This is a genomic window from Streptomyces hyderabadensis, assembly GCF_020404845.1.
Classification (GTDB): Bacteria; Actinomycetota; Actinomycetes; order Streptomycetales; family Streptomycetaceae; genus Streptomyces; species Streptomyces hyderabadensis.
This window is the reverse complement of the sequence record NZ_JAIOJZ010000016.1, coordinates 24885-44139: the sequence shown is the minus strand read 5'-3', so window position 1 is coordinate 44139 and position 19255 is coordinate 24885. Positions and strand designations below refer to the sequence as shown.

The window sequence follows — 19255 nt, the reverse complement described above, 5'->3', positions numbered from 1 at the left end:
GCTCTGCACACTGGCTCGAACCCTGGCCCGTACACCGGCCGGATCCCGTCCCTGGAGGCGCATCCATGTCACACCGTCCGTTGCCCGGCCGCCGCAGCGTGCTGCGCGGTTCGCTCGCCGCGTCGGCCGCCCTGACCCTGCCCACCGCCCTGGGAGCGGCGCCGGCGTTCGCCCGATCGGGGCGGCCGGGGGCGGGCTGGGGCGTGCAGACGGGAGACGTGACCTCCCACTCCGGCCTGGTCTGGGTGCGGTCCGACCGGCCGGCCCGGATGATCGTCGAGACCTCGGCGACCGAGTCGTTCCGCAACCCGCACCGGTGGCACGGTCCGCTGCTCGGGCGCGACACCGACTTCACCGGCACCACGCAGCTGCGCGGTCTGCCGCCGGGCGAGCAGATCCACTACCGCGTGCTCCTCGCCGACCCGGACGACCCGCGCCGCACGGGCGAGCCGGTCACCGGCACCTTCCGCACCGTGCCGGTCCGCCGCCGCGAGGGCGTGCGTTTCGTGTGGTCCGGCGACCTCGCCGGGCAGGGCTGGGGCATCAACCCGGACCTCGGCGGCTACCGCATCTACGACGCCATGGGCGCCCTGGACCCGGACTTCTTCCTGTGCAGCGGCGACAACATCTACGCCGACGGCCCCATCGCCGAGACCGCCGCCCTGCCGGACGGAAGCACCTGGCGGAACATCACGACCGAGGAGAAGTCCAAGGTCGCCGAGACCCTCGCCGAGTTCCGCGGCAACTTCCGCTACAACCTGCTCGACGAGAACCTGCGGCGCTTCAACGCGCGGGTCCCGTCGATCATCCAGTGGGACGACCACGAGGTCCGCAACAACTGGTACCCGGGCCAGGTGATCGCGGACACGGACGACCGGTACACGGAGAAGAGCGTCGACGTCCTGGCCGCCCGCGCCCGGCGCGCGTTCAGCGAGTACTTCCCGATCTCCACCCTGCGCCCCGGCGCGCGCGAGGGGCGGGTGCACCGGGTGCTGCGCCAGGGCCCGCTGCTCGACGTGTTCGTGCTGGACATGCGGACGTACCGCAACGCCAACTCCCCCGGCGAACAGACCGTGGACCCGCAGGGCATCCTGGGCCGCGAGCAGTTGGAGTGGCTCAAGCGGGAACTGGCGCGATCGCGTGCGGTGTGGAAGGTCATCGCGGCGGACATGCCGATCGGACTCGTCGTGCCGGACGCCACCGAGGGCGCGCCCAACATCGAGGCGATCGCCCAGGGCGACCCCGGCGCACCCCTGGGGCGCGAGCTGCAGATCGCCGAGCTGCTGCGCTTCATCAAGCACCGCCGGATCACCGGCACGGTGTGGCTGACGGCGGACGTGCACCACACCTCGGCCCAGCACTACCAGCCCTCGCGGGCCGCCTTCGGCGACTTCGAGCCGTTCTGGGAGTTCGTCTCCGGGCCGCTCAACGCGGGCGCGTTCCCGGCCAGCGCGCTGGACGGCACCTTCGGTCCCGAACGGGTCTTCGTGAAGGCGCCGACCGCCTCGAACGTCTCGCCAGCGGGCGGCTACCAGTTCTTCGGCGAGGTCGACATCGACGGCGACAGCGCCGAGATGACGGTGCGGCTGCGCGAGCAGGACGGCACGGTGCTGTTCACGAAGGTGCTGCGGCCGGGCCGGGTGGGCCAGTAGCCCCGCGTCCGGTCCCGTAGCCTGTCGGGAGTGCCGCGCGCCGGCGTCATCCCCCGGCGCGCGGCCCCGCGTGCTCGTGGGGCGCCTGCTCCAACTTCCCGGCCTTCATGGCTGTTTCCGCAGGCCGGAGCGATTGTCAGTGGTCGCCTCTACGGTTTTTCCATGACGCGATCTTTGCAGGCCGTGGCCTATCGACGACCCTCCGTGCTGGAATCCGCGGCGCACGGGCAGCGCCTGGGGCTGGAGACCTCCCGGGGTGCGACGCCCGCCGGCGCCGTGGCCCATCCGCGGTTCTTCGCTGGTTTCCTGACGTCGCCCCAGAAGGCGTCCGCGGCGCTGCTCGCGGTGGCCGACGTGGCCGCCGCGCGGTACTTCCAGCCCCAGTTGCGGGCCTCGCTGGACCCGGTGGTGACGGCAGGCGGCGACCGGCTCCGCTTCGAGTCCTTCTCCGGCTGCGGCGGGGTCTACGCCCGCTTGGACGTGCTGGAGGCCGGTCTGGACGGCGGCGAGGTCGGGCGCGGCACGACGAACGTCGACGTCAACGACCCCCTGCGCGAGGCCCTGTCCCGGATCGGCGCCGACGACCCGCTGCACCTGCGGGTCGGCCCCGAGGAGCTGGCCGTGACCACGCTGGACGGGCCGGTGGTGGAGAAGAAGGTGCCGCTGCCGGACCGGTGGCTGCGCGGCTTCGCCGAGGCCCAGGTCATAGCGGCCGGCTTCGACCTGCGGGCCGAGCTGGACGCGGCCGAGGCGGTGCGCTTCCTGCGTGCGCTGCCCCGCGGCGGCCGGAGCGGGGCGCCCGGCCTCCGGTGGGTGGTGCCGTCGGGGCGTTCGCTGCGGCCGACGACGCGTGCGGTGCCCGGCGCGGTGTGCCTGCCCGGTCCGGAGCGGCTGGTCGCGCTGCAGCGCGTGCTGCGGCACGCCACGGCCCTGCGGGTCTACGGTCCGGCCCTCGCTCCGGGAGCCGCCGCCACGGCCTCCGCCTGGGAGGTGCTCCTGCCCGGCATGCGCCTCACCCTCACCTTGTCCCCCGACGCCTCGCGAGGTTTCTCCGGAGAGGGCGGTGTGCTCGACGCGCTCGCCACCGACGAGGCCGCCGAGGACGCCGAGTTGGTCTCCGTGCTCCTCGCCTGGGAGCCGCGGATCGACATCGCCGACCTGGCCGCGGCCTCGGGGCTGACCGCGGAGCGGGTGCGTGCGGCCCTGGTCCGGCTCGGCACGTCGGGGCGGGTGGGGTACGACACCGCGGAGGCGGCTTACTTCCACCGGGAGCTGCCGTACGACGCCGAGCGGGTGGAGCGTCACAATCCGCGGCTGCGTTCGGCCCGCGCGCTGGTTGCGGCGGGCGCGGTCGCCCTGGACGGGGCGATCGGGACGGTCACGGCCGAGGACGGCCATGTGCACCGGGTGCGCGAGGAGGCGGGGGTGCTCTCGTGCAGCTGTCTGTGGTGGGCCAGGTACCGGGGCGGGCGCGGTCCGTGCAAGCACGCGCTGGCGGTACGGATGGTGCGGCGGGGCGCCGGCGAGGCACAGGAGACGGTTCGGATCGACGGGGGTGCGCGATGACGGCGACGGCGACGACTGCGACTGCGACCGCGGACACGACGGGGCTGCTGGTGGGGGCGGTGCGCGCGGGTCGGACGGCGGAGGTCGTGGCGCTGCTCGACGGCATGACCGACGCTCAGCGGCGCGGCTGCTTCCCCGAGTTGAAGGCCGTCCGCCAGGAGCTGAGGACGGCCCGCTGGTCCGCGGAGTCCCGTCGTGCCCACCCCGCGCTGCACGCGGCCGGCGCGGCGTGCCAGACCGGCGCCGCGGCCGTGGCGAACTGGCTCGCGGCCGTCGACATGCGCTGGTCGCAGGCGTCACCGGCGGTCCTGCTGCACGTGCTGGGCGACCGTGATCGCGGTTGGCTGGCCGACGTGGTGCACCGGCTCGCCCAGCGACCGGCCGCGTCCAACGTGCCGTACGAGCTGATGGCCGGCCTGGTGCGGCTGTCCGGCTGCCCGGTGCCGACGACGGATGCCTACGTACGGGGCTGGCTGCTCCACATCAGCGGAAGCTGGCAGCGGGCCGGCACGGTCTGCGACCGTCTCCGCCAGGACCCGCACCTCGCGGAGCTGGTCGCCGCCCTCTTCCGCACCGAAGGCGTCGGCGCGCAGCTGGGATGGCTGTCCGGCGACGGACCCGGGAGCTGGACCAGTGCACTGGCACGGCTGACCGCCGAGGGCGCGCTCGACCGCCGGGCCATCGTCGACGCGTGCGTGGCACGGCTGCTGCGCGGGGGCGCACCGGCCGAACTCCGGGTGTTCCTGCGCCTGCTGCGCGATCTGGCGCTCTCCCGCGAGGAGGAGCGCGGGCGGACGGCCGACTGGACGGCGCTCGCCTCGGACGCGATGCCGACGGTGGCCTCCCACGCCCAGTCGGTGCTGGGCGCCCTGGCCCTGGCCGGGGAGCTGCCGCCGCGGCAGTTGGCGGAGGCGACCGACGCGGTGCTGTTCCGCACGGAGAAGAAGCTCGTGCGGTCCCAGCTCGTGCTGCTCGGCAAGGTACTCGCCAAAGACCCCGCCTCGGCCGACGCGTTGCTGCCGGCGGTTGCCCGGGCGTTCGGGCACGAGGACTCCGACGCGCAGGAGCGGGCGCTGAAGCTGGTCGAGCGGCACGTCGGCAAGGTCACCGCCGTGGAGGTCCGGGAGGAGCTCGCCGGGGCGGCGGAGCAGTTGATTCCGGCGCTGCGCACCCGGGCGGTGCGCACCCTCGGTGCGACGCCGCCGGACGCCCGGACCATGTCCCACGAGGAGGTACTGCCTCCCCCGCCGCAGTCGGTGCGCCTGGCCCCCGCTGCCACGTCGGCGGTCGAAGTCGCCGAGGAGATCAGCGCGTTGCTGGCCGCCGGCGGTGACGTGTCCGCGTTCGAGCGCGCCCTGGACGGGCTGGTCCGGCACGCCCACCGGGACCGGAACGCCCTGCTGGAGGCCCTGGAACCGGTGGTCGCCCGCCGCTGGTGGGCCGAAGCGGAGCTGCGGTACGGCCACCCGTCGGACGACTTCTTCGCTCGCCGTCACGAACTCTTCGACGGCGCTCGCGCTTTCGACCTCCTGCTCGCGACCTTGTGCGGGAAGGTCCGGACGGACACCTTGCACCGGGTGGTCCAGGACGGGTTGACGAACTCCGGCTGTGCGCACAACTCCCTGGCCCGCGCCTTCGAGGCCCGGGTGTGGGAGGTGGCCCACCGGCTGCGCACCGATCCTCAGCCGTTCCTGCTGGCCACGCCCACCTGGGGCACGGGCCTGCTCGATCCGGACACGTTGGTGGACCGGCTGGACGACTACCGCCGCGCGGGCGCCCGGGTCGCGCCGGTCGACTTCGGCCAGGCGTTGCTGCGGGTGCGGCGTGACGACCGCACGTCGGCGCTCGCGGCGGCGGAACGGGCGGCGGCGCTGGGGACAGAGGAGGGGGAGCGGCTCGCGCGCCGGTTGACCGCCGAGCGGACCAACCCCTTCGCCACCCGGTGGACGGCGGACGCCCGGATCCTGGTGGAACTGGGTGAGGTGCCCGACCTCCGGTCGGAGGAGTTCCCGGCCGCCCTGCGGCTGTTGGGGCGTCCGGTGAGTCCGGGCTCGAGCCACTGGTACTGCAGCCACTGGAGCGGCGGGATGCGCTCGCACTGGTTCGCCCTGCTGCCCGAGCGGCCGGAGCTGGTGGCCGCACGACTGCTGCGGGATGTGTCCGAGGCGACCGTGAACGACCAGCGGGGCGCCGCCGCCACGGTGCTGCCCCGGCTCGCCGACGCGGACGGCGAGGCGGGCGAGGCCGTGCATCTGTGCGTGGCCTACGGGTTGGGCGCGCGGCACGCCGAGGACCGGCTCGCCGCGGTGGACGCCCTGCTGATGCTGGCGGCCCGGGGCCGGCTCGGCGCCGACCGGCTGGGCGCGGACCTCGGCCAGTTGGTGCGGCGCGGCGCGGTCAAGCCGGCCCGGCTCGCCGATGCGGTGCGCACCGCCGCGGCGACGGGCGCGAACGCCACCGTGTGGACGGTCCTCCGTCACATGCTGCCCGTGCTGCTCGCGGACCTGGCCACCGGCGCGACCACGCCCTCGACCCGGGGCCTCGGTGAGCTGCTGGCCGTGGCGGCCGAGTGCGCCGAGCGGACGGGCGCGCGGGGTGTCCTGCCGCACCTGTCGTCGGTGGCGGACAGGCGCGGCGCGTCACGGCTGGTGACCCAGGCGCGGCGGCTGCGAGACGCGCTGGCGGCGGCACCCGCCGCCTGACGGCACACCGCCCCGAAAGGACACAAAGCACCCCAGAAGCCTTCTTTACCCATCGGTCACAGAGCGTTCGTGATCACGCAACACCGTTCCTTCACAGTGGGTGCATGAGTCGAGACATGTCTGAAGTGACGGACGCCGTGGCGCACCTCGTCGAGCACGGCACGGCGGTGCCCGCCCTGGTGCTGGCCTCGCTGGCGGCACTGATCGCCACGGCGGGTTTCCACACCCGGTGGTCACGACGCCGCGGGCAGGCGCCGCCCGCGGACGATACCGGCGCCCGGCCACCGACCGCCGAGCGGACGGCCGGGACCGGATCGACCGGGCACGAGACGACCGGATCCGAGCCGGGCGGGACCGAACCGGGCGGTGAGAGCGCGCTGTGGCGGATGCGGACGACGGTGCGGGACGCGCCGGGCTCGCTGGCCGTGCTCTGCACCGCCCTCGCCGACCGGCGGATCGACATCCTGAGCCTGCAGACGCACCCGCTGGCCGAGGGCACGGTGGACGAGTTCCTGCTCCGGGCCCCGGGCGAGCTGAGCGGGACCGAGCTGGCCGAGGTGGTGACCGCGGCGGGCGGTGCCCGGACCTGGACCGAGCGGGCGGACGCCCACGACCTGGTGGACGCACCGACCCGGGTACTGGCCCTGGCCGCCCGGACGGCCCTGGACGCGGCGGAACTGCCGCTCGCCCTGCGGCAGTTGCTGGGCCGGTGCACCATCAGGTCGCTGCCCGCGACCGCCGACGGGCGGACGGGGGCGCGGGGGGACCAGGCCGTGCCGCCGGAGGGCACGCTGGAGGACACGGTGCTGCGGCTGCGCGCCCCGGAGGGCGGGGTGATCAGCGTGGAACGCCCCCATCTGCCGTTCACCCCGGCCGAGTTCGCCCGGGCGCGGGCGCTGGTCGAGCTGGACGCCCGGCTCGGTCCGCGGATCCCGCGCGCCCGGGACGTGCTGACCCTGCCCGAGGGGAGCGACATCACGGTCCGCCGGGCCGACACGCGTGACGTTCCGGCCGCGAAGGCGATGCACGAACGCTGCTCGGCGCGGACGCTCGGGATGCGGTACCACGGTCCGGTCGGGGACGCCGACCGGTATCTCAACCACCTGCTCAGCCCCCGCTACGGCCGCACCCTCGCCGTGCAGACCGCTTCGGGGCGGATCGTCGGGCTCGGGCACCTGCTGTGGGACGGGGACGAGACGGAGGTCGCGCTGCTCGTCGAGGACGGCTGGCAGCGCCGCGGCATCGGCGGCGAACTCCTCGGCCGGCTCGTCGCGATGGCGGCGGAGACCGGTTGCGAGAGCGTGTACGCGGTCACCCAGGCCTCCAACACCGGCATGGTCGCCGCGATGCGCGGCCTGGGCCTCCCCCTCGACTACCAGATCGAGGAGGGGACCCTGGTCGTCACGGCCCGGCTGGACCCCTCGTCCCGCTCCGCGGCGCGACTGCCGCACGGGGAGCCGATCGGCCGGGAGTGACGGTCAGGGAGCCGATCGGCCGGGAGGGACGGACGGTGGGCGCGGTGGCCGGCGGCTCACTCGGTCCGCGACAGCGCCTCGCGCCCCGGGACGGTCCCGGCCGCCCCCTCCTTCAGGGCCCGGTCCAGGTCGGCCCACAGGTCCTCGACGTCCTCCAGGCCGACCGACAGCCGCAGCAGCCGGTCGCCGACCCCGGCGCCCCGCCGGTCCTCCGCGTCCACGATGCGGTGGCTGATGGACGCCGGGTGCTGGATGAGCGTGTCGACGCTGCCGAGGCTCACGGCCGGGGTGATCAGCCGGACGCCGCCGATGACCTGGTGCGGGTCGCCGTGGACCTCGAAGGAGACCATCGCGCCGCCGATGCGCGGATAGTGGACGCGGGCCACCCGCGGGTCGGCGGCCAGCCGCCCGGCCAGCTCGGCGGCGTTGGCGGAGGCGGCCCGCACCCGGACGGGCAGCGTGGACAGCCCGCGCAGCAGCAGATAGCCGGCCAGCGGGTGCAGTACGCCGCCCGTGGCGAAGCGGACCTGGCGCAGCCGCCCGGCGAACTCCTCGTCGCAGGCGACCACACCGGCCAGCACGTCCCCGTGCCCGCCGAGGTACTTGGTGGCGCTGTGCAGCACCAGCCGGGCGCCGTGTTCGGCGGGGCGCTGGAGCACGGGCGTGGCGAAGGTGTTGTCCACCAGCAGCGGCACCGACCCGCAGGCGTGCGCGACGGCCCGCAGGTCCACCTCGGCCAGCGTCGGGTTGGCCGGCGACTCCACGAGCACCAGGCCGGTGTCCGGACGCAGCGCGTCCGCGACGCCCGCCGGGTCGGTCCAGGTGACCTCGGACCCGAGCAGCCCCGCGGTCAGCAGGTGGTCGCTGCAGCCGTACAGCGGCCGTACGGCCACCACGTGCCGCAGCCCCATCGAGCCGCGGACCAGGAGGACCGCGCTCAGGGCGGCCATGCCGCTGGCGAAGGCGACGGCGGCCCCGGTCCCCTCCAGCCGGGCCAGGGCCGACTCGAAGCGGGCGACGGTCGGGTTGCCCAGGCGGCCGTAGACCGGCGGGCCGTCCGGCTCGGCGCCGGTGGCCGCGAAGGCGTCGATGCGGGCGGCCTCGCCGCGGCTGTCGTACGACGGGTAGGTCGTGGACAGGTCGATGGGCGGGGCGTGCAGGCCCCGGGCGGCGAGGTCGTCGCGGCCGGCGTGCACGGCCTCGGTGGCCAGTGCCCTGCCCGCGGGTGCGGTGGTGCGTACGTCGTCGGGTGGTGACGTGTGCGTGCGCGCTGAGTCCATGGCCCGAAGGGTGAACACCGCACGGGCCGGTGGCGGCAGACTCCGTGCTACGTTCGGGCCATGGCCGATTCCGTCGTACTGGATCCGGTGGATCTCCATCTGCTGCGGCTGCTGCAGAACGACGCCCGGACCACCTACCGCGATCTCGCCGCCCAGGTCGGCGTCGCCCCGTCGACCTGCCTGGACCGGGTGGCCCGGCTGCGGCGGGCCGGTGTGATCCTCGGCCACCGGCTGGAGCTGGACCCGGCGAAGCTGGGGCGCGGCCTCCAGGCGCTGCTGTCGGTACAGGTGCGCCCGCACCGGCGGGAGCTGGTCGGGCCGTTCGTGGAGCGGATCCGGGCGCTGCCCGAGTCGCGCACCGTCTTCCACCTCACCGGCCCGGACGACTACCTCGTGCACGTCGCGGTGGCGGACATGACGGATCTGCAGCGGCTGGTCCTGGACGAGTTCACGTCCCGGCGGGAGGTGGCCCGGGTCGAGACCCGACTGATCTTCCAGCAGTGGGAGTGCGGCCCCCTGCTGCCCCCGGCCGCGCCCGCGTCACCGCCCTCGGTCCCGCCCCCGGCCGCGGCCACGCCCTGAGCGAAATCCGGCCGCCCGGGCGACCGGGTCCGGCCCACCGGGCTGACGCGGCACCGGAATCCGTATGAGGATGTCCGCATGTCAGAGACCAAGAGCCCGCTGCCCCGCGAGGTCGCCGACGCGTACGTCGACGAGCTCATCGCCCTCGACCCCGTCACCGGTACCTACCTCGGTGTCGCCGAGAGTTCCAGCCGTCTGCCCGACTTCTCACCCGCCGGGCAGGAGGCCCTCGCGGAGCTGGCCCGCACCACCCTCGCCCGGCTGGACGAGGCGGAGCGCCGGCCGGGCGGGGACAGCGACGTGGAGCGGCGCTGCGCCCGGCTGCTGCGTGAGCGGCTCACCGCCGAACTCGCGGTGCACGAGGCCGACGAGGGCCTGCGTTCGGTCGGCAACATGGGCACCGCCGCGCATTCGGTGCGCGAGGTCTTCACCCTCACCCCGACCGGGACCGACGAGGACTGGGCCCGGATCGCCGAGCGGCTGCGGGCGGTGCCGGGGGCCTTCGCGGGCTACCGCGAGTCCCTGTCGCTGGGCCTGGAGCGCGGGCTGTACGCGGCGCCGCGGCCGACCGCGACGTTCGTCGAGCAGCTCGGCGAGTGGGCGGACACCGGCGAGGGGCGTGGCTGGTTCGAGGACTTCGCCGCCGACGGTCCCCAGGCGCTGCGCGCGGAGCTGGACGAGGCCGCCCGGGGTGCGACCGCCGCCGTGGCGGAGCTGCGGGACTGGATGCGCGACGTGTACGCCCCGGCCATCGAGGGCGCCCCGGACACGGTGGGCCGGGAGCGCTACGCCCGCTGGTCGCGCTACTACAACGGCACGGACCTGGACCTGGACGAGGCGTACGCGTACGGCTGGTCCGAGTACCACCGCCTGCTGGCCGAGATGAAGGCGGAGGCCGAGAAGATCCTGCCGGGTGCCCAGACCCCGTGGGTGGCCCTGGCGCACCTGGACGAGCACGGCAGGCACATCGAGGGCGTCGACGAGGTCCGCGACTGGCTGCAGGGCCTGATGGACCAGGCGATCGAGCAGCTGGACGGCACCCACTTCGAACTCGCCGAGCGGGTACGGCGGGTGGAGTCGCGCATCGCCCCGCCCGGCAGCGCGGCGGCGCCGTACTACACCTCGCCGTCGGAGGACTTCTCGCGTCCCGGCCGCACCTGGCTGCCGACCATGGGCCAGACCCGGTTCCCCGTGTACGACCTGGTCTCGACCTGGTACCACGAGGGCGTCCCGGGCCACCACCTCCAGCTCGCGCAGTGGACGCACGTGGCGGAGGACCTCTCCCGCTACCAGGCCTCGGTCGGCATGGTCAGCGCCAACGCCGAGGGCTGGGCGCTGTACGCGGAGCGGCTGATGGACGAACTGGGCTTCCTCACCGACGCGGAGCAGCGCCTCGGCTACCTGGACGCGCAGATGATGCGGGCCGCCCGCGTCATCGTGGACATCGGCATGCACCTGGAGCTGGAGATCCCGGCGGACTCGCCCTTCCACCCGGGCGAGCGCTGGACGCCGAAGCTGGCGCAGGAGTTCTTCGGCGCGCACAGCAGCCGCCCGGCGGACTTCGTGGAGAGCGAGCTGACCCGGTACCTGACCATCCCGGGCCAGGCGATCGGCTACAAGCTCGGCGAGCGGGCGTGGCTGCTGGGCCGGGAGAAGGCCCGCGAGCGGCACGGCGACTCCTTCGACCTCAGGGCGTGGCACATGGCGGCCCTGTCCCAGGGCTCGCTGGGTCTGGACGACCTGGTGGACGAGCTGTCGCGGCTGTGAGGCGCTCGTCGGGCCGTCGGCCTCACCGCCGGAAGCCGCCCTCCGAGTCGATCACCTGACCGGTGACCCATTCCGCCTCGTCCGTGGCCAGCCACGCGATGAGGCGGGCCGGGTCGTCGGGCATGCCCCACCGGCCGGCGGGGAAGAGCGCGGCGACGGCGTCGTAGTCCGCGCCGGTCAGGTAGTCGGTGTCCACGGGACCGGGGTTGACGGCGTTGACGGTGACGGCGTGCTCGGCGAGGGTCGTCGACAGGGAGCGCGTGACGGAGGCGAGCGCGCCCTTCTGGAGCGCGTAGGCGATCTCGCCGGGCATGCCGCCCGCGATGTCCTGGCCGGAGGTCATCATCACGACGCGTCCGCCCGGGGTGCGCGGCGGCAGCGCGGCGCGGCGCCGGGCGTAGGCCTGGATCAGCAGCAGCACCGAGCGGGTGTCGACCTGCCAGTGGGCGTCGAGCATGGCGGCGTCGACGGTGTCGAGGGTGCCGTCGGATCCGCTGAGCGCGTGGTTGGCGACGAGGATGTCCAGCCGTCCGCCGAGCGCTTCGGCGGCGGTGGCGACGAGTTCGCTCGGGGCGTCCGGGTGAGTCAGGTCACCGGGGCCCGCGTGCACGGCGGCGTCCGGGTCGCCGAGCGCCGCGCGTACGGAGGCGGCCACCTCCTCGGGCCGGTCGGCGCCCCAGGGCATGGCGGCGTCGTGCGGGACGTGGTGGTGCAGGTAGACGCTCGCTCCGTAGGCGGCCAGCCGCCGGGCGACGGCGTGTCCGATGCCGCCGCGCCGGCTGGCTCCGGTGACGAGGGCGGTGCGGCCGCGCAGAGGGAGCGGGTCGCGGCGCAGGTCTTCGGGGGCGGGGTGGGGAAGTCGTGGCATGGGCACCCATGATGCGCGGGCCGCGGCCGCCCCGCACGCCAATATCGCCGCGGCGGAGGCGGACTCGATTCCGCGCCCGGCTCCGCGTACCGCACCGTGCGGCAGGACCCGCGTTCGCGCTCAGCAACCGCAGTCGGCCGCGTCCACCGGAGCGGTCAGGGGGTCGGCGGCGCGGCGCTCGGTGCCCTGCCAGGTCTCGAACTCGAAGCCCTCGCGCACCCAGTACTCGAAGCCGCCGAGCATCTCCTTGACCGGGTACCCGAGTTCGGCGAGGGCGAGCGCGGCGCGCGTCGCGCCGTTGCAGGCGGGGCCCCAGCAGTAGGTCACCACCGGCACGGCGGGATCGAGGAGTTCCCCGGCCCGCTCGGGGATCAGGGCGGTGGGGAGGTGGCGGGCGCCCGGGACGTGGCCCTGGTCCCAGGACTCGGTGGAGCGGCAGTCGACGAGCACGAACCCCGGGTCACCGTCGGCGGCGAGCGCACCGGCGACGTCGGAGACGTCGGTGTGGAAGGCGAGGCTCGCCCGGAAGTACGCGGCGGCCTCGGCGGGCGGCGCGGGGGCCGCGCGCAGGACGGGGTTGACCTGTCCGACGGGGGTGGTGGTGACGCTCATGGTCCGGCCTCTCCTCGATGGATCTTCCAACGGAAAACCTACGGTCCGCGCCACGTGGCCTGAAGGGCGATTCCCCGGTCGATCCCTTGTTTCGCCGGGGAATCCCTGCTATTCAATCCGGATGACCGAGTATTCCCCGGACGCCGTCGACTGGCGCCTCCTCGACGCCCTCCAGCGGGACGGTCGGGCCGGCTTCGCCGAACTGGCCCGTGCCGTCTCGATGTCCGCGAGTGCGGTGACGGAGCGGGTGCGGCGCCTGGAGGAGGCCGGGATCATCCAGGGGTACACGGCGGTCGTCGACCCCGAGCGGCTGGGCCTGCCGATCCTGGCGTTCGTGCGGCTGCGCTATCCGGTCGCCAACTACAAGCCGTTCCACGACCTGGTCGCGGTCACGCCGGAGATCCTGGAGGCGCACCACGTCACGGGGGACGACTGCTTCGTCATCAAGGTGGCGGCCCGTTCGATGCGGCACCTGGAGGAGGTGTCGGGCCGGATCAGCGCCCTGGGCTCGGTCACCACGAGCGTCGTCTACTCCTCACCGCTCCCCCGCCGCCCGTTGGGCCGCTGAATCCGGCTCCGGGCGCGCTCAGCCGGCGCCCCGCTGCCGCAGTACCGATCCGGACCGCCCCTTGACGACCTCCAGTTGGGCGTGGATGCGGCGGCGCAGGTCGGCGACGTGGCTGACGATGCCGACGCTGCGGTCCCGTTCGCGCAGTGCGTCCAGGACGTCGAGGACCTCGTCGAGGGTCTGGTCGTCGAGGCTGCCGAAGCCCTCGTCGATGAAGAGGGTGTCCAGGCGGACGCCGCCCGCCTCGTCGGTGACGACGTCGGCGAGGCCGAGCGCGAGGGCGAGCGAGGCGAAGAAGGTCTCGCCGCCGGACAGCGTGGCCGTGTCCCGCTCGCGGCCGGTCCAGGCGTCGACGACGTGCAGGCCGAGCCCGCTGCGGCCGCGGCCGCTGCGGTCGTCGGAGTGGACCAGGGTGTAGCGGCCGGAGGACATGCGCAGCAGGCGGGCGGTGGCCGCGGCGGCGACCTGTTCGAGGCGGGCGGCCAGGACGTACGACTCCAGGCGCATCCGGTGTTCGTTGTCCGCCGAGGTGCCCGCGGCGAGGGAGGCCAGGCGGGCGACCCGGGTGTGCTCCTCGCGCAGCGGGGCGAGCCGGCGCACCGACGCGGCGGCCTGCGCGGACAGCCGGTCCAGCTCGGCGCGGCACCGGTCGGCGGCGTCGCGGGCCGAGGATGCCTCGCGAAGGCGCCGGTCCGCGTCGGCGGCCGCCCCTTGCGCCGCGGCCAGGTCGGCGGGCGGTCGCCGGGCCGCGTCGGCGGTGTCCGCCTCGGCGAGGACGGCCCGGACCGCGGCGTCCTCCGACTGCCAGGCATCCAGCCGTCGCTGCAGCTCGCGGTGGGCGGTGTCGTCGAGCAGGGCGGCGGCCGCGTCGGCCGGGGTGTCGAAACCGGCCCGGAAGGCGGCGTCGGCGAGCCGGGCGTCGGCGTCCTTGAGCCGCTGCGCGGTGTCCGCGGCGGCGCGCGCGGTGTCGGCAGCCTCCGTGAGCAGCGCGGCCCGGCGCTCCAACTGCGCCGCCCGCGCCGCCACGCTCTCGGCGGCACCCCGGGCCCGCGTCAACTCCTCTTCCAGCGCGGCCTGTTCGCGCCCCAGCCGGTCCCGGGTCGCGACCCGGGAGGCGGACCGTACGGCGGCCTGCTGCTGGGCGGCGACGCGCTGCTCGCGTTCGCCCTCGGCCCGCCGCAGTTCCTCCTGCGCGGCGTGCAGGCCGGAGGCGGCCGTCCGCGCACGCGTGTACGCCCCCTCCAGTTCCTCCGCCTCCGCGGCCAGCCGGGCGGTGGGCGCTTCCCCGGCTTCCGCCGTGGCGGCGGCGAGCGCCTCCCGTACGGTGCCCAGGTGCCGTTCGGCCTGCGCGCGCCGCTCCTCGGCGGTCTGGTGGGCGGTGAGGGCGCGCTCCTCCGCGTCGCGGTCGACGTGCCCGGCGCTCTTGCGGGCGGGTGCGGGGTGCTCGGTGGCGCCGCACACCGCGCACGGCGTGCCGTCGGTGAGGTTCGCGGCGAGTTCGGCGGCGATGCCCTGCAGCCGCTGTTCCTTGAGGTCGAGCCAGTGGGCGCGGGCCTCGACGGCGTCCTCCGCGGCGGTGAGCGCCCGCTGCCGGGCCGCTTCGGTGTCGTCGGTGAGCCGGTCCCGTTGCCGGGCGGCGGCCAGCCTGCGCTGCGCCGGGTCGCGCTGCACGGCGAGCTGTTCGGCGCGGGTGGCGGCCTCCTGTGCGGTGTCGACGCGGCTCTGGAGTGCGGTGCGGGTGGCCTCCCAGTCGGCGAGCCAGGTCTCCGCCTCCTGCCGGACTTCCTCGTCGGCGCGTTCCTGGCGGTCGAGGCCGGCCCGCTCGTCGACGAGTTCGGCGAGGCGCCGTTCGGCGCGCCCGGCCGCCTCCAGGCCGCCCAGTTCCTCGGCGGCCCGGCGGGCGGCGGCGGCCAGTCCGGCGGCGCCCGCGTCGGCGAGGGCCTGCGGCAGCAGGGCACGGGCGCGTGCCTCCGCGGCCGCCGCTCTGCGGTGTTCGCCCTCGGCGGCGTCCCGCAGCTCCAGGGCGGGGGCCACCGCCTCGGCCTTGCGGCCCCGTTCCATGCGCTCCTGGGCGGCGCGGTGGTCCTCGGCCCGCTCCGCCAGCCGGGCGGCCCGCTCCCGTGCCTCGGCGAACCGGCGTTGCAGCCGGTCGAGTTCGCGGGCGTCGGCCAGGTGGCGGCCGGTGGCGGCCTGGGCGGACTCGGCGGCCGTCAGCCGGCACTCGGCGACGGTCAGCAGCTCGCGGGCGTCGGCGCGGGCGACGGCGGCGGCTTCGAGGACCGCCTCGGCCAGCCCCGGCTCGCCCGGCGCCAGTTCCGGCAGCTCCATGGCGCCACCGGCGGCCTGCTGCATCCGGTGCGCGTCGGCCAGCAGGGTGGCGTCGCCCTCGCGGACCTGGGCCTCGGTGGCCCGGCGCCGTTCCGCGAGGCGCTTCTCGACCTCGGCGAACCTCCGGGTGTCGAAGAGGCGTCCGAGGAGTTTGCCGCGCGCTTCCGCGTCGGCGCGCAGGAAGCGGGCGAAGTCGCCCTGGGGCAGCAGCACGACCTGGCAGAACTGCTCGCGGCTCATGCCGAGCAGCTGGGTGATCTCCTCGCCGATCTCCTGGTGCGAGCGGCTGAGGTCCTTCCAGGCGCGGGTCGTCGCGTCGTACTCGCGCAGCCAGGTCTGTGCCTTGTCGACGGTCGTGCCCTTGCCGCGGAGCTTCGGCCGTTCCCAGGGCGGCTGCCGGCTGATCTCCAGGCGGCGGCCCGCCACGGTCAGTTCCAGGCGGACCTCGGTGCGGGTGCCGACGGCCGCGTGGTCGCTGCGCAGCGTCATGCCCTGGCCGCTGCCCTGCCGGGCGCCGGGTACGGAGCCGTACAGGGCGTAGCAGACGGCGTCGAGGACGGAGGTCTTGCCGGCGCCGGTGGGGCCGTGCAGGAGGAAGAGCCCGGCGGCCGACAGGTCGTCGAAGTCGACGCTCTGCGAGGCGCCGAAGGGCCCGAAGGCGGTGATGTCCAGCCGGTGCAGCCTCACCGGGCCACCTCCCGCACGGTCTCGTCCGCGCGTACGGCGTCGAAGGCGTCCCGCAGCACGCTCCGTTCGCGGTCGTCGGGTCCGGCGCCGCGCACGTGGGTCACGAAGTCCTCCGCGATCTGCTGGTCGCTGCGGTCGGCGAGGCGCCGGGCGTAGGACACGCCGGGCTCGTCGGGGGCCCGCTCGGGGTCGAAGACGAGGCTGAGCGTGTGCGGGAACCGCTCCGTGAGCCGGGCCATGGGCTCGTCCGGGCGGACCGGGTCGGTGAGGGTCGCCTCGACCCACGCGTCCTCGTGCCGGGTCAGCTCCGGGTCGGCGAGCAGGTCCGCCAGCCGGCCGCGCAGCCGGGCCAGCGCGCGCGGCACCGGGCAGTCGAGACGCTCGGCGGTGACCGCACCCGCCGCGTCCAGGTCGACCAGCCACATGCTCTTGCGGTGCCGGTGCTCGGAGAAGGAGTAGGGCAGCGGGGAGCCGGAGTAGCGGACCCGCTCGGTGAGGGTCTGGCAGCCGTGCAGGTGGCCCAGCGCCACGTAGTCGACGCCGTCGAAGACGCCGGCGGGCACGGCGGCGACCCCGCCGACGGTGATGTCCCGCTCACTGTCGCTCTGCTCGCCGCCGGTGACGAAGGCGTGCGCGAGGACGACGGAACGGGTGCCTCGCGCGCGTGTGGCGAGGTCGGCGCGCACCCGGTCCATGGCCGCGGCGAGAACGGCCTCGTGCCCCGCCCGCTCGACGCCGAACTCGGCCTTGACCAGCGCGGGTTCGAGATAGGGCAGCCCGTAGAAGGCCACGTCGCCGTGGGCGTCGGCCAGCACCACGGGGGTGCCGCAGCCCGCCGGGTCGGTGCGCAGGTGGATGCCGGCCCGGTCGATGAGCCCGGCGCCGACCCCGAGGCGGCGGGCCGAGTCGTGGTTCCCGGAGATCATCACCGTGGGCACGCCCAGGTCGGCGAGGCGGTGCAGGGCGTCGTCGAACAGCTCGACGGCGGCGAGCGGCGGCACCGCCCGGTCGTACACGTCTCCCGACACGACCACGGCGTCGACGGCGTGCTCGCGCACGGTCTCGACGAGGTGGCCGACGAACCCGGCCTGGGCGCCGAGCATGTTCACCCGGTGGAACGCCCGGCCGAGGTGCCAGTCGGACGTGTGCAGAATTCTCACGACGCCGCTCCGACCTGCATGTTTCCCCTTACTCAGCCCCTGTGGTCAGCACCGAACCAGCACGGTCCTCCTGGTCAGCACCGACCACGCTAGCGCCCGTCGGTACCTGGTCCATCACGGGCCTCAGTCTGCCACCCGCGTCCGGGGTCAGACGGCCATGGATGTCGGCCGTGATCTGGATGGTGGAGCGGCCAAGCCACCTCGGCACTTCGAGGATGACACGCCGCCGGCGATGGCACTGCTTGCACAGCCTTCCCGCCCGGGAGCGACATCTCATGGCCCACTGGTGACCAACGCCACCCCCACGCCACCGGCCCGATTCGACTTCGCGTCCTGACCTACCACCACAACCTGGGGTCATCTGGGGACGCCCGCTATGCGCCTTCCAGGTGGCGCACCGCGGACACGGCGGCGGTCGCCCCGTCACCCGCGGATGCGGCGAGCTGGGCGGCCGAGAACTGACGGACGTCACCGGCGGCGAAGACTCCCGGCACCGAAGTGGCCAGACTGATGTCGGTCACGATGTGGCCGGCGGGGTCGAGGTCGACGAGGCCGCCGAGCCATCCGGTGTTGGGCTCCAGGCCTGCGAAGACGAACACGCCGTCGACGGCCTCGCTCCGCTCGGTCTCCTTCTGCCGCAGCAGCGCTCCCGTGACCTTCCCGTCGCCACGGACCTCGACGAGTTCGGTGTCCGCCAGGGTGCGGATCGCGTTCGACGCCTCAGCCCGGTCGGCGATGATCCGTTGTGCGGTCACCCGGGGCCCGCGGTGGGCCACGAGGACCTCCTTCACGCCGCTGTCGACCAGCACCCGCGCTTCGTCCAACGCCGAGTCGCCGCCGCCGACCACCAGCACCCGCTTGCCCGCGAAGAAGTGCCCGTCACAGGCGGCGCACTGGGACACGCCGCGTCCGGTGAACTCGGCCTCACCCGGAACCCCGAGGGTGCGTCGCGACGATCCGGTGGCGACGATGACCGAACGGGTGCGGAACGTGTCCGACTCACACCGCAGTTCGAACTCGCTCCGCGGTCCGTCACCGACGCGGTCCAAGGAGACGATGGTGTCCATGGCGAGTTCGCCGCCCGCGGCCTCGACCTGCTGGAGGACGGTCGGCCCGAGTTCGGCACCGGAGATTCCGTCGGGGAACCCCGGGAAGTTCTCGATGCGTTCGAGGTTCATCACCTGGCCGCCCGGCATGAGCTGCTCGACCACGAGCGTCCGCAGACCGAACCGTGCCGTGTACAGACCAGCGGTCAGGCCGGCCAGGCCGGCCCCCGCCACGACTACGTCGTAGGTCATCTTCCTGCTCCTTCGTTCGTTGGGTCTGCCTGATGAAGCTGCCGCGGCCGCAGTGTGGCGACGACCTGGCGCAGGTGGGCGCGCGCGGCCTCCTCCGCCGCCCGGGGATCGCGCGCGGTGATCGCCTCGATCACCGCGAGATGCTCCCGCAGGGACTGCCGCAGCCGCCCCGGCCGGGACAACGACCGCAGCCGCTCCGGCATCGGCCGGGTGCTGAGCCGGTCGAGCAGTTCGACCGCCGCCCGCTGACCGGAGAACTCCCGTACACAGGCGTGCAGTTCGATGTCCAGCTCGCTGTAGGTCGGCAGGTCTCCCGCCTCGGCGGCCTTGGTCAGGGCGGCGCCGAGATCCTCGAGTGCGGCCAGCTGACCCTCGACGGGGTCGGCGGCTGCCTTGGCTGCGCACAGTCCTTCCAGCACCATGCGGCACTCGGTGATCGCCACCAGCTCGGTCGGCGGCACCACCCGTACCCGCGAGCTCCGATGAGGAGCGCGCTCGACCAGTCCCTCGGCCGCCAGGTCGATCAGCGCCGCCCGGACGCCGGTCCGGGTCACGTCGAACCGGTCGGCCAGCTCGGGCTCGACCAGCCGCTGACCCGGCACCATGTCACCGTGCAGGATGGCCCGTCTGAGGTGGGTGAGAGCCTGCTGTCTGGCCTCCTCCCCCCTGCTCGGCCCGGTGTCCCGTGCCGGGCGCCTTCCGCCCCCCAT

Annotated in this window: 14 protein-coding genes; 7 read left to right on the top strand and 7 right to left on the bottom strand. The window is 74.7% G+C overall.

Annotated elements, in window-relative coordinates; translation table 11 throughout:
• Positions 1-65: 65 nt before the first annotated feature.
• From K7854_RS14715 to K7854_RS14700, 4 genes are all read left to right on the top strand, one after another.
• The gene (locus tag K7854_RS14715; protein ID WP_226026932.1) at positions 66-1652 is read left to right on the top strand and encodes an alkaline phosphatase D family protein; all 1587 of its coding nucleotides are present in this window, start codon (positions 66-68) and stop codon (positions 1650-1652) included.
• Positions 1653-1814: 162 nt separating this feature from the next.
• Positions 1815-3218, top strand: coding sequence for an SWIM zinc finger family protein (locus K7854_RS14710; RefSeq protein ID WP_226026931.1), 1404 nt, complete (start codon positions 1815-1817; stop codon positions 3216-3218).
• Positions 3215-5920, top strand: coding sequence for a DUF7824 domain-containing protein (locus K7854_RS14705; RefSeq protein WP_226026930.1), 2706 nt, complete (start codon positions 3215-3217; stop codon positions 5918-5920). The genes K7854_RS14710 and K7854_RS14705 overlap by 4 nt, the downstream gene beginning before the upstream one ends.
• A 116-nt stretch (positions 5921-6036) precedes the next feature.
• Positions 6037-7395 carry a GNAT family N-acetyltransferase gene (locus tag K7854_RS14700; RefSeq protein WP_226026929.1) on the top strand — a complete coding sequence of 453 codons (1359 nt, stop codon included), beginning with the start codon at positions 6037-6039 and terminating at the stop codon, positions 7393-7395.
• A 56-nt stretch (positions 7396-7451) separates the two neighbouring features.
• Here K7854_RS14700 and K7854_RS14695 read toward each other — a convergent pair whose 3' ends face one another.
• Positions 7452-8675 carry a trans-sulfuration enzyme family protein gene (locus tag K7854_RS14695; protein ID WP_226026928.1) on the bottom strand — a complete coding sequence of 408 codons (1224 nt, stop codon included), beginning with the start codon at positions 8673-8675 and terminating at the stop codon, positions 7452-7454.
• A gap of 60 nt (positions 8676-8735) precedes the next feature.
• Between K7854_RS14695 and K7854_RS14690 the strand changes: the two genes are divergently transcribed.
• Positions 8736-9257, top strand: coding sequence for an Lrp/AsnC family transcriptional regulator (locus tag K7854_RS14690; protein WP_226026927.1), 522 nt, complete (start codon positions 8736-8738; stop codon positions 9255-9257).
• Positions 9258-9335: 78 nt separating this feature from the next.
• Entirely contained in the window at positions 9336-11024 is a 1689-nt protein-coding gene (locus tag K7854_RS14685) for a DUF885 domain-containing protein (RefSeq protein ID WP_226026926.1), read from the top strand.
• A gap of 22 nt (positions 11025-11046) precedes the next feature.
• Here K7854_RS14685 and K7854_RS14680 read toward each other — a convergent pair whose 3' ends face one another.
• A complete protein-coding gene (locus K7854_RS14680; RefSeq protein ID WP_226026925.1) occupies positions 11047-11892 on the bottom strand; it encodes an SDR family oxidoreductase in 846 nt (281 codons plus the stop codon).
• Positions 11893-12012: 120 nt separating this feature from the next.
• Positions 12013-12504, bottom strand: a complete 492-nt coding sequence (locus tag K7854_RS14675; protein ID WP_226026924.1) for a rhodanese-like domain-containing protein — start codon at positions 12502-12504, stop codon at positions 12013-12015.
• Positions 12505-12625: 121 nt separating this feature from the next.
• Between K7854_RS14675 and K7854_RS14670 the strand changes: the two genes are divergently transcribed.
• Positions 12626-13072, top strand: coding sequence for an Lrp/AsnC family transcriptional regulator (locus K7854_RS14670; protein WP_226026923.1), 447 nt, complete (start codon positions 12626-12628; stop codon positions 13070-13072).
• An 18-nt stretch (positions 13073-13090) separates the two neighbouring features.
• Here the strand turns inward: K7854_RS14670 and K7854_RS14665 are convergent, their stop codons facing one another.
• From K7854_RS14665 to K7854_RS14650, 4 genes are all read right to left on the bottom strand, one after another.
• Positions 13091-16087: an AAA family ATPase gene (locus tag K7854_RS14665; RefSeq protein ID WP_226026922.1), complete on the bottom strand. Its 2997-nt coding sequence runs from the start codon at positions 16085-16087 to the stop codon at positions 13091-13093.
• Complete coding sequence (locus K7854_RS14660) at positions 16084-17247, bottom strand: exonuclease SbcCD subunit D (RefSeq protein ID WP_226026921.1); 1164 nt, start codon at positions 17245-17247, stop codon at positions 16084-16086. Before K7854_RS14660 ends, K7854_RS14665 begins: the two co-directional genes overlap by 4 nt.
• A 374-nt stretch (positions 17248-17621) precedes the next feature.
• Positions 17622-18545: an NAD(P)/FAD-dependent oxidoreductase gene (locus K7854_RS14655; protein ID WP_226026920.1), complete on the bottom strand. Its 924-nt coding sequence runs from the start codon at positions 18543-18545 to the stop codon at positions 17622-17624.
• Positions 18542-19255: a GntR family transcriptional regulator gene (locus K7854_RS14650; protein WP_226026919.1), complete on the bottom strand. Its 714-nt coding sequence runs from the start codon at positions 19253-19255 to the stop codon at positions 18542-18544. Before K7854_RS14650 ends, K7854_RS14655 begins: the two co-directional genes overlap by 4 nt.

Excerpts from the sequence above, each read along its gene's own strand:
- K7854_RS14715 (WP_226026932.1), top strand. The coding sequence starts at position 66 with ATGTCACACCGTCCGTTGCCCGGCCGCCGCAGCGTGCTGCGCGGTTCG.
- K7854_RS14710 (WP_226026931.1), top strand. The coding sequence starts at position 1,815 with ATGACGCGATCTTTGCAGGCCGTGGCCTATCGACGACCCTCCGTGCTG.
- K7854_RS14705 (WP_226026930.1), top strand. The coding sequence starts at position 3,215 with ATGACGGCGACGGCGACGACTGCGACTGCGACCGCGGACACGACGGGG.
- K7854_RS14700 (WP_226026929.1), top strand. The coding sequence starts at position 6,037 with ATGTCTGAAGTGACGGACGCCGTGGCGCACCTCGTCGAGCACGGCACG.
- K7854_RS14695 (WP_226026928.1), bottom strand. The coding sequence starts at position 8,675 with ATGGACTCAGCGCGCACGCACACGTCACCACCCGACGACGTACGCACC.
- K7854_RS14690 (WP_226026927.1), top strand. The coding sequence starts at position 8,736 with ATGGCCGATTCCGTCGTACTGGATCCGGTGGATCTCCATCTGCTGCGG.
- K7854_RS14685 (WP_226026926.1), top strand. The coding sequence starts at position 9,336 with ATGTCAGAGACCAAGAGCCCGCTGCCCCGCGAGGTCGCCGACGCGTAC.
- K7854_RS14680 (WP_226026925.1), bottom strand. The coding sequence starts at position 11,892 with ATGCCACGACTTCCCCACCCCGCCCCCGAAGACCTGCGCCGCGACCCG.
- K7854_RS14675 (WP_226026924.1), bottom strand. The coding sequence starts at position 12,504 with ATGAGCGTCACCACCACCCCCGTCGGACAGGTCAACCCCGTCCTGCGC.
- K7854_RS14670 (WP_226026923.1), top strand. The coding sequence starts at position 12,626 with ATGACCGAGTATTCCCCGGACGCCGTCGACTGGCGCCTCCTCGACGCC.
- K7854_RS14655 (WP_226026920.1), bottom strand. The coding sequence starts at position 18,545 with ATGACCTACGACGTAGTCGTGGCGGGGGCCGGCCTGGCCGGCCTGACC.
- K7854_RS14650 (WP_226026919.1), bottom strand. The coding sequence starts at position 19,255 with ATGGGGGGCGGAAGGCGCCCGGCACGGGACACCGGGCCGAGCAGGGGG.